At 75.3% G+C, this 7938-nt stretch carries 7 protein-coding genes and 1 pseudogene; 5 read left to right on the top strand and 3 right to left on the bottom strand.

Going from position 1 to position 7938, the window contains the following annotated elements:
• From DMH08_RS37135 to DMH08_RS37125, 3 genes and pseudogenes are all read right to left on the bottom strand, one after another.
• The coding region (locus DMH08_RS37135; RefSeq protein ID WP_233618039.1) for a DUF5685 family protein at window positions 1–914 on the bottom strand (914 nt) is incomplete at its 3' end.
• An 87-nt stretch (window positions 915–1001) separates the two neighbouring features.
• Window positions 1002–2300, bottom strand: coding sequence for a helix-turn-helix domain-containing protein (locus DMH08_RS37130; RefSeq protein WP_026405652.1), 1299 nt, complete (start codon window positions 2298–2300; stop codon window positions 1002–1004).
• A 14-nt stretch (window positions 2301–2314) separates the two neighbouring features.
• A pseudogene (locus DMH08_RS37125) lies at window positions 2315–2623 on the bottom strand (PucR family transcriptional regulator); the annotation flags it as partial.
• 213 nt (window positions 2624–2836) lie between these two features.
• On the opposite strand from DMH08_RS37125, the gene DMH08_RS37120 reads away from it, so the two are divergent.
• The 5 genes from DMH08_RS37120 (at window position 2837) to DMH08_RS37100 (ending at window position 7887) form a co-directional block, all read left to right on the top strand.
• Window positions 2837–4282, top strand: a complete 1446-nt coding sequence (locus DMH08_RS37120) for an NCS2 family permease (protein ID WP_125620889.1) — start codon at window positions 2837–2839, stop codon at window positions 4280–4282.
• 126 nt (window positions 4283–4408) lie between these two features.
• Entirely contained in the window at window positions 4409–5593 is a 1185-nt protein-coding gene (locus DMH08_RS37115; protein WP_233618038.1) for a glycerate kinase, read from the top strand.
• Between the two features lie 178 nt (window positions 5594–5771).
• Window positions 5772–6887 carry an alanine dehydrogenase gene (ald, locus tag DMH08_RS37110; protein ID WP_125620885.1) on the top strand — a complete coding sequence of 372 codons (1116 nt, stop codon included), beginning with the start codon at window positions 5772–5774 and terminating at the stop codon, window positions 6885–6887.
• A 27-nt stretch (window positions 6888–6914) separates the two neighbouring features.
• Window positions 6915–7517 (top strand): histidine phosphatase family protein, encoded by a 603-nt coding sequence (locus tag DMH08_RS37105; protein ID WP_125620883.1) that lies wholly within the window; start codon window positions 6915–6917, stop codon window positions 7515–7517.
• A gap of 70 nt (window positions 7518–7587) precedes the next feature.
• On the top strand, window positions 7588–7887 hold the full coding sequence (locus tag DMH08_RS37100) for a metal-sensitive transcriptional regulator (RefSeq protein WP_026405646.1): 300 nt from the start codon (window positions 7588–7590) through the stop codon (window positions 7885–7887).
• Window positions 7888–7938: the final 51 nt, after the last annotated feature.

Genomic DNA, 7938 nt, shown 5'->3' with positions numbered 1-7938 from the left:
GGGTGCGGCGGGTGCGGCGGGTGCGGCGGGTAGGGGCCGCCGTGCGGCGGCGGGCCGCCCGGCGCGGGCGGGTAGGCGGCGAAGACGCGGTCGACGGAGCGGCCGACCTCGCGGTTCAGCAGCGCGTTCACCAGGGCGGGCCGCTCCAGTTCGAGCTCGGCGAGCGCCAGCCGCAGCCCGTGCAGGGCGTCGTCGGCGAGGCGCCGCGCCTCGGCGGGGCCGGTGCCGGTGGCGACGAGGGGGTTGTACGCGCCGGACGCGAGGTCGTCGCCGACGTCCTCGACGGCGTCGATCAGGTGCGCGAGGCGGCCGAAGAAGCGGCCCGCCTCCGCGAGGGACTCGGCGTTGCCCTCCCGCCCCGCGAGGACGGCCGTGTGCGCGAACACGGCCGCGACGGCGGTCTCGGTCGGCTCGGTGACGTCGAGCAGCCCGAGTCCGGACTCGGCCTCCAGCAGCGGCTGCCGCGCGACGGCGTCCCGCAGGACGGACGCGTCGAAGCCGATGCCCGCGCCGGTGCGGCCGCCCGCGGCGTCCCACCGGTCGGCCAGCCGGCCCGCCGCCGCCGCGACGGTCCGCCGCGCGTAGGCGCCGTCGCCGTCGGCGACGTGGTCGCGGGTGCGGCCCGCCGCGAGCAGCAGCGACGTAGCCGCGGCGAGCCGGGCGCCCTCCGCGCGGGCGGCGACGACCTCGGCGCGGCGCAGGCCGCGCAGCGCGCACGGACCGGCCGTCCGGCGCGGGGACGCCTCCGGCGCCTGCGCCTCCACGAGGACGGAGACGAGCAGCCCGTCATAGTTCGTGACGAGCCGCGCCGCCTGCCCGTGCCGGGCGCGCAGCGTCAGGCAGAGGCCGCACAGGTGCGCCGTCCAGTCCTTGAACAGGGACCCGCACAGCACGTGCCTGCACGGGCGAACCACACCGAACAACGATGAACCTCCAGCGACCCGGGGAAACCTTCCTCTCCGACGCCCCGGTGATCGGAACGGTTCAAACCGCGCCCGCGGCTACACCCCGGCGCAGGTCAGGGCGCGGCGGTACGCGGCCATCCGGGACTCGTCGGCCGGGCCGGTCTCGGCGAGCACCTCCGCGAGGTCGAACCACGCCTGCGCCGCCTCCCGGGACGCCTCCATCTGCTCCAGGCAGGTGGCGGCGCGGGTGAGCGCCTCGGTCGCGCGCTCGCGCCGGCCGAGCTTCAGGCACGCCTCCCCGAGGACGGTCAGCGCCCCGGCGGCCGCGCGGCGCGGGGCGTCCCCGAGCAGGTCCAGGGCCTCCTCGGCGAGCCGCACCGCCTCCGCCGGACGGCCGAGGACGGTCTCGGCGCGGGCCAGCTCGGTCAGGCACCAGGCGACGTCGATCTCCCCGGCGGCGCCGACGCCGCCGTCGCCGCGGACCCGGACCAGCAGGTCGCGGGCGCGGGCCGCCTGGTCCGGACGGGCGCGCAGCAGCAGGCCCGCGTAGCTGACCCGGATCCGGTCGAGGTCGCGGGGGTCCTCGCCGTCCCCGGCCAGCATCAGCGCCCGCTCGGCGAGCTCCACGCCCTCCTCGTAGGCGCCGCGGATCTCGGCGACGTAGGCGGCCTCGCCGTAGGCGAGCATCCGGGCGCGCGGGCTGCCGATCCGCTCGGCGCGCTCGACGAGCTGCTCGGCGAGCTGCCGGGCCCGGACGAGGTCGCCGCGCTCGACGAACGCGGCGAGCAGCGCCGCGCCGAGGTGCACGGCGGCGTCGGTGGCGTCGGCGCCGGTCGCGATGAGGTGCCGCAGCGCGCCCTCGGCGGCCTGCACGCCGGCGCCGGCGTCGCCGCGCTCGCGCAGGCAGCGGCTCAGCGCGACGTGCACGCGGGCCCAGTGGTCGAGGTCGTCCTCGGCGGAGACCTCCTCGGCGAGCGCGACGAGCCCGGCGATCGCGTCCTCCAGCTCGCCGGCGGCCTCCAGCGCCAGCGCGTGGCCCCAGCGGGCCTGGTGCAGCATCTCCGGCAGCGCGACGGCGTCGGCGTTGGCCAGCACCTCGGCGTACCGGGCGCGGGCCTCCTCCGCGGCGCCGTTGCGCAGCGCGATCTCGGCGTAGTCGAGGGTGACGCGCAGCTCGTCCACGACGTCCTCGCTGACCCCGCTGACCAGGTACGTCGCCGAGCAGTTCAGCTTCGCGGCGAGCAGCTCGACCACGCTCGGCGCGGGCACCCGCTTGTCGCTCTCGATCAGCGAGATGTAGCTGTCGGACAGTTCGGGGAAGGCGAGCTGCGCCTGGCTGACGCCCTGCCTGATCCGCAGGGCGCGGATGCGCTGCCCGAGTGTCTCGCGATCCATCGTGTGACCACCGCCTACAGGGTTCTCGCCGGCTGCGTCGCGCGCAGGGCGAGGAAGAAGTCGACTCGATCTTCCAGTGTGCCGAGGTCCCGGCCGGTCAGGTCCTCGATTCGCCGGATTCGGTACCGAAGCGTGTTCACATGGACGTGCAACCGCGTCGCCGTCCGGCTCCAGGAGCCGGAGCAGGCGAGGAACACCTCGAGGGTGTGCAGCAGTTCGGCGCGCCGGGCGCTGTCGTACTCCTCGAGGGGGCCGAGCATCCGGTCCCGGAAGGAGCAGCGGGTCCGCTCGGATACCTCCGCCAGCAGCAGCGCGTAGGTGTCGGGGTTCACCGTGCCCATCGACTCTGGCATTCGCACCAGGGCAGGCTATAGCGCAGCAAAGCCGTCACGCAGCGCAGTCCCGTTCCGCGCCGCCGGAACTTCACGGCGCGGCGGCCTCCGCTCCGGTGGTGCCGCCGCCCGGCCCGCGGGCCGGGGCGGCTACCCTGTGCTCGCCCTTTTCGAGATGACGCCGCTGGAGGCTGAGCCCGCGCCATGTCCGATTCTCCTGCCGCAAAGGCCGACGATTCACCGCCCACGGGCGGGCGCGGGCCGCTGGATCGGTTCTTCGACCTCACCGGGCGCGGGACGAGCGTCGCCCGCGAGCTGCGCGGCGGCGTCACCACGTTCTTCGCGATGGCCTACATCATCCTGCTGAACCCGATCATCCTCGGCGGGGCGAAGGACGTCACCGGGGCGACGCTGTCGATCCCGCAGCTCACCACGATGACCGCGCTGTCGGCGGCGGTCACGACCGTGCTGATGGGCCTGGTCGGCAACGCGCCGCTCGCGCTGGCGGCCGGCCTCGGCATCAACGCGGTCGTCGCGTTCCAGGCGGCGCCGGTGATGACCTGGGAGCAGGCGATGGGCCTGGTGGTCATCGAGGGCGTGATCATCGTGATCCTCGCGCTCACCGGGATCCGCGAGCGGATCATGAACGCGATCCCGCTGGCGCTCAAGCACGCGATCGCGGTCGGCATCGGCGCGTTCATCGCGCTGGTGGGCCTGTACGACTCGCACTTCATCAGCTCCAGCGAGACGAGCCCGCCGCTGGCGCTCGGCACCGGCGGGCGGCTGGAGACGTGGCCGACCGTGGTGTTCGGCCTGACGCTGCTGCTGATGATCGTCCTGTACGTCCGGCGGGTGCCCGGCGGCCTCCTGATCAGCATCGTGCTCGGGACGGTCGTCGCGGTGGTCATCGAGGCGAACGCGACGATCGCCGAGGGCGGCTGGGGCGTCGTCACCCCGACCATGCCGGACGAGCTGTTCGCCGTGCCGGACTTCTCGCTGTTCGGGCAGGTCGACGTGTTCGGCGGATTCGCCGAGGCCGGGGTGATCACCGCGCTGGTCGTCCTGTTCACGCTGGTGCTGTCGGGCTTCTTCGACGCGATGGGGACGATCCTCGGCGTCAGCGACGAGGCCGGGCTGGTGTCGGAGCGCGGCGACGTCCCGCGGCTCGGCCGCATCCTGTCGGTGGACGGCGTGTCCGCCGCGTTCGGCGGCGTGACCAGCTCGTCGGCCAACACGGTGTTCGTGGAGTCGGCCGCGGGAGTCGGCGAGGGCGCCCGGACGGGCCTGGCCAACATCGCGACCGGCGGGCTGTTCGCCGTCACGCTGTTCCTGACCCCGCTCGCCGCGGTGGTGCCCGCGCAGGCCGCGGCGCCCGCGCTGGTGGTCGTCGGCGCGCTGATGATGATGCAGGTCGCCAAGATCGACTGGGACGACCTCGAACTCGTCATCCCCGCGTTCCTGACGATCGTGCTGATGCCGTTCACGTTCTCGATCACCATCGGGATCGGCGGCGGCATGGTCGCCTACGCGGTCATCAAGGTCGCCAAGGGCAAGGCGCGCGAGGTGTCGGTGTGGCTGTGGCCCGTGGTGGTCCTGTTCCTGCTGTTCTTCGCAATCCACCCCATAGAGACCTGGCTGGGCGTCCGCTGACGCCGGAAGGCCGTACCTCTCTGCGCGTTTGAAAGTCTCGCGGCGCGTTCCGGGTGTCAAATGATGCCGACATCGCGTAAGCAGAAGGTAAGGACCTTACCTCCCGGCGTGAAAGTGTGGCTGCCTGTGTCCGCGGACTCACCCTCCGAACCGTTCCCGCGCGGTCACGTCCTGCTGGCGCCCGACCGGTTCCGCGGCGCCCTCACGGCGGCGGAGGCGGCGCGGCACCTGGCCGCCGGGCTGCGCCGGACGCGGCCGGACGTCCCGGTCGTGCAGCTCCCGGTGGCCGACGGCGGCGACGGCACCGTCGACGCCGCCGTCGCGGCGGGCTGGCGGCGGATCGAGGCGGAGGTGTGCGGCCCGGTCGGACGGCCCGTCGCCGCGTCCCTCGCGCTCGCCGGGGGCGTCGCGGTGGTCGAGCTGGCCGAGGCGTCCGGCGTGCGGCGGCTCCCCGGCGGGCGGCCCCGCCCGCTCGCGGCGACCAGCGTCGGGACGGGCCAGCTGATCGGGCACGCGCTGCGGCGCGGCGCCCGCCGCATCGTGCTGGGGCTCGGCTCCGCCGCGTGCGCCGACGGCGGCGCCGGGCTGGTGCGCGGGCTCGGCGGGCGGCTGCTCGACTCCGCCGGCCGGGAGCTGCCGCCCGGCGGCGCCGCGCTGCGCTCGCTGCACGCCCTCGACCTGCGCGGCCTGCCCGACCTGTCGGGCGTCGAGGTGGTCGCGGCCTGCGGCCCGGCGGGCCCGCTGCTGGGCCGCGGCGGCACGGCGGCCGTGCACGGGACGCGCGGCGGCGCGGGCCGCGAGGAGGTCCTGGCGCTGGACGCGGGCCTGCGCCGCTGGGCCGACCTCGCCGAGGCGGCGACCCGCCGGACGGTCCGCGACCTGCCGGGCGCCGGGGCCGGAGGCGGCGTCGGGTTCGCCGCGCTGGCCTTCCTCGGCGCGACGATCGCGCCCGGTCCCGGCGTGCTGCTCGACGTCTTCGGCTTCGCGGAGCGGGCCCGCGCCGCACATCTGGTCGTCACCGGGGAAGGGGTGCTCGACACCCGCTCGCTGCGCGGCGGGGCGCCGGTCGGCGTCGCGCGGGCGGCGGCGCGGGCGGGCGTCCCGGTCGTCGCGGTCGCCGGGCGGCGCGGCCTCACCGGCGAGCAGCTCCGCAAGGCCCGCATCCAGGCCGTCTACACGCTCGAGGACCTCGAACCCGACACCGAGCGCCGCGTCCGCCGGGCCGGGCCGCTGCTGGAGCAGCTGACGGTCGCGATCGCCGACGAGTGGCTCCCGCCGGTGCGCCGCCCGGGCGACCGGACGGGCCCCTGACCGGACGGCCGAGCGGGCGACCGGGCAGGCGGCCGAACGGGGGCCGCCGGTCCCGCACGTCCCGGTTTACACCGTGTCACCGAACGCGCCGATGTGCTGCCACGCTGCGCGTGGCGGGCGCGGACCGCGGGCATGACGCTTGAAACGTACGGACGTCAGCCCCCACAAGGAGCCTTCCGTGAAGATCGGCGTACCCCGCGAGATCAAGAGCCACGAGTACCGCGTGGCCATCACTCCGGCGGGGGTCCACGAGCTCACTCGCCACGGCCACGAGGTGTTCGTCGAACGCGGCGCGGGCCTCGGCTCGGCGATCCCCGACGAGGACTACACCGCCGCGGGGGCCAAGATCCTCGACTCGGCCGACGAGGTCTGGGCCGAGGGCGACCTCGTCCTCAAGGTCAAGGAGCCGATCGCGCCCGAGTTCCACCGGATGCGCGAGGGCCAGGTCCTGTTCGCGTACCTGCACCTGGCCGCGTCCCGCGAGTGCACCGACGCCCTGCTGTCCGCGGGCGTCACCGCGATCGCCTACGAGACCGTCCAGCTCCCGGACCGCTCGCTGCCGCTGCTCGCCCCGATGTCGGAGGTCGCGGGGCGGCTCGCCCCGCAGGTCGGCGCCTACCACCTGATGGCGTCCAACGGCGGGCGGGGCGTGCTGCCGGGCGGCGTGCCCGGCACGGCGCCCGCGAAGGTCGTGGTGATCGGCGGCGGGGTGTCCGGGCTGAACGCCGCGCAGATCGCCGCGGGCATGGGCGCGGACGTCACCGTCCTCGACGTCGACGTGGACCGGCTCCGCCGCATCGACGCGGTCTACCGGGGCCGGGTGCGGACCCTGGTGTCGAACGCCCTCGCCGTCGAGCAGCAGGCCCGCGCCGCCGACCTGGTGATCGGCGCGGTGCTGATCCCCGGCGCGAAGGCGCCGACGCTGGTCTCGAACGAGCTCGTCGCCGGGATGAAGACGGGGTCGGCGCTCGTCGACATCGCGATCGACCAGGGCGGCTGCTTCGCCGACTCGCGCCCCACCACCCACGACGCCCCGGCCTACCGGGTGCACGACTCGACGTTCTACTGCGTGGCGAACATGCCGGGGTCGGTGCCCAACACCTCGACCTACGCCCTCACCGGCGTGACGCTCCCGTACGCCGTCGCGATCGCCGAGCGCGGCTGGCGCGGCGCGCTGCGCGCCGACGCGGCGCTGGCGCGCGGCCTCAGCACGCACGCGGGCGAGATCGTCTACGACCACGTCGGCGAGGCCCACGGGCTGCCGTGGATCCCGCCGTCGTCCGTCCTCGACTAGCGGGGGCCCGCGCCTAGAGTGGGGCGCATGGGACAGCTGATCATCGTGCGGCACGGCGAGACCGAATGGAGCCGCGCCCGCCGGCACACGGGGCGCACCGACCTCCCGCTGACGGCGCGGGGCGAGGAGCAGGCCCGCGCGCTGCGCGCGCCGCTCGCCCGCCGCGCGATCGTCCGCACGCTGGTCAGCCCGGCGGAGCGGGCCCGCCGCACCGCCGAGCTGGCGGGGCTGCCGGTGGACGGCCCGGCCGGCGGCGTCGACGCCGACCTGTGGGAGTGGGACTACGGCGGCTACGAGGGGATCACCTCCGCCCGCATCCGGGAGGACCGGCCCGGCTGGTACTTGTGGGAGGACGGGGTAGTCCCGGGCGACGCCGACCACCCCGGTGAGTCCGTCGAGCAGGTGGGCGCGCGCGCAGACGCGGTTCTGGCGCGGGTACGCCCGCTTCTGGACGAGGGGGACGTCGCGCTCGTCGCGCACGGGCACTTCCTCCGCGTCCTGACCGCGCGGTGGCTCGGCCTGGAGCCGGCACTGGGACGCCTGTTCGCGCTCCAGACCGGAACGCTGTCGGAGCTCGGCACCGAGCACGGCCGTCCGGTCGTCTCGGCCTGGAACATCCCCCCGAACTAGCGCATAACATACCCCTGCGGGGGGTGTTGCTTCCCCGAGGTGCGAGGCCCAACCGATTGTGAGGACCGAGATGGCGACCAGCGAGGCCCCCACGCGCGGCTACACCGCCACCAAGGACCAGCTGCAGACCCGGCTCCGCCGGATCGAGGGCCAGGTGCGCGGCATCGAGCGCATGGTCGAGGACGACCGCTACTGCATCGACATCCTCACCCAGATCAGCGCCGTGCAGGCCGCCCTCGACAAGGTCGCGCTCGGGCTCCTCGACGGCCACGTCCGGCACTGCGTCGCCGAGGGCGCCGAGGAGGGCAAGGGCGACGCGATGTCGACCGAGCTGATGGCCGCCGTCGGCCGCCTGATGCGCCGCGGCTGACCGCCCGCGCGCGGACGGGCGGGCGGGCGGTCAGGACGCGATCGTCCAGGT

The organism is Actinomadura sp. WAC 06369 (assembly GCF_003947565.1).
GTDB lineage: Bacteria > Actinomycetota > Actinomycetes > Streptosporangiales > Streptosporangiaceae > Spirillospora > Spirillospora rifamycini.
This window is presented reverse-complemented; position numbering and strand designations above follow the sequence as displayed.

What these genes read in the sequence shown, in the direction of transcription:
- DMH08_RS37130 (WP_026405652.1), bottom strand. Translation starts at nt 2,300, where the DNA reads ATGGATCGCGAGACACTCGGGCAGCGCATCCGCGCCCTGCGGATCAGG.
- DMH08_RS37120 (WP_125620889.1), top strand. Translation starts at nt 2,837, where the DNA reads ATGTCCGATTCTCCTGCCGCAAAGGCCGACGATTCACCGCCCACGGGC.
- DMH08_RS37105 (WP_125620883.1), top strand. Translation starts at nt 6,915, where the DNA reads ATGGGACAGCTGATCATCGTGCGGCACGGCGAGACCGAATGGAGCCGC.
- DMH08_RS37100 (WP_026405646.1), top strand. Translation starts at nt 7,588, where the DNA reads ATGGCGACCAGCGAGGCCCCCACGCGCGGCTACACCGCCACCAAGGAC.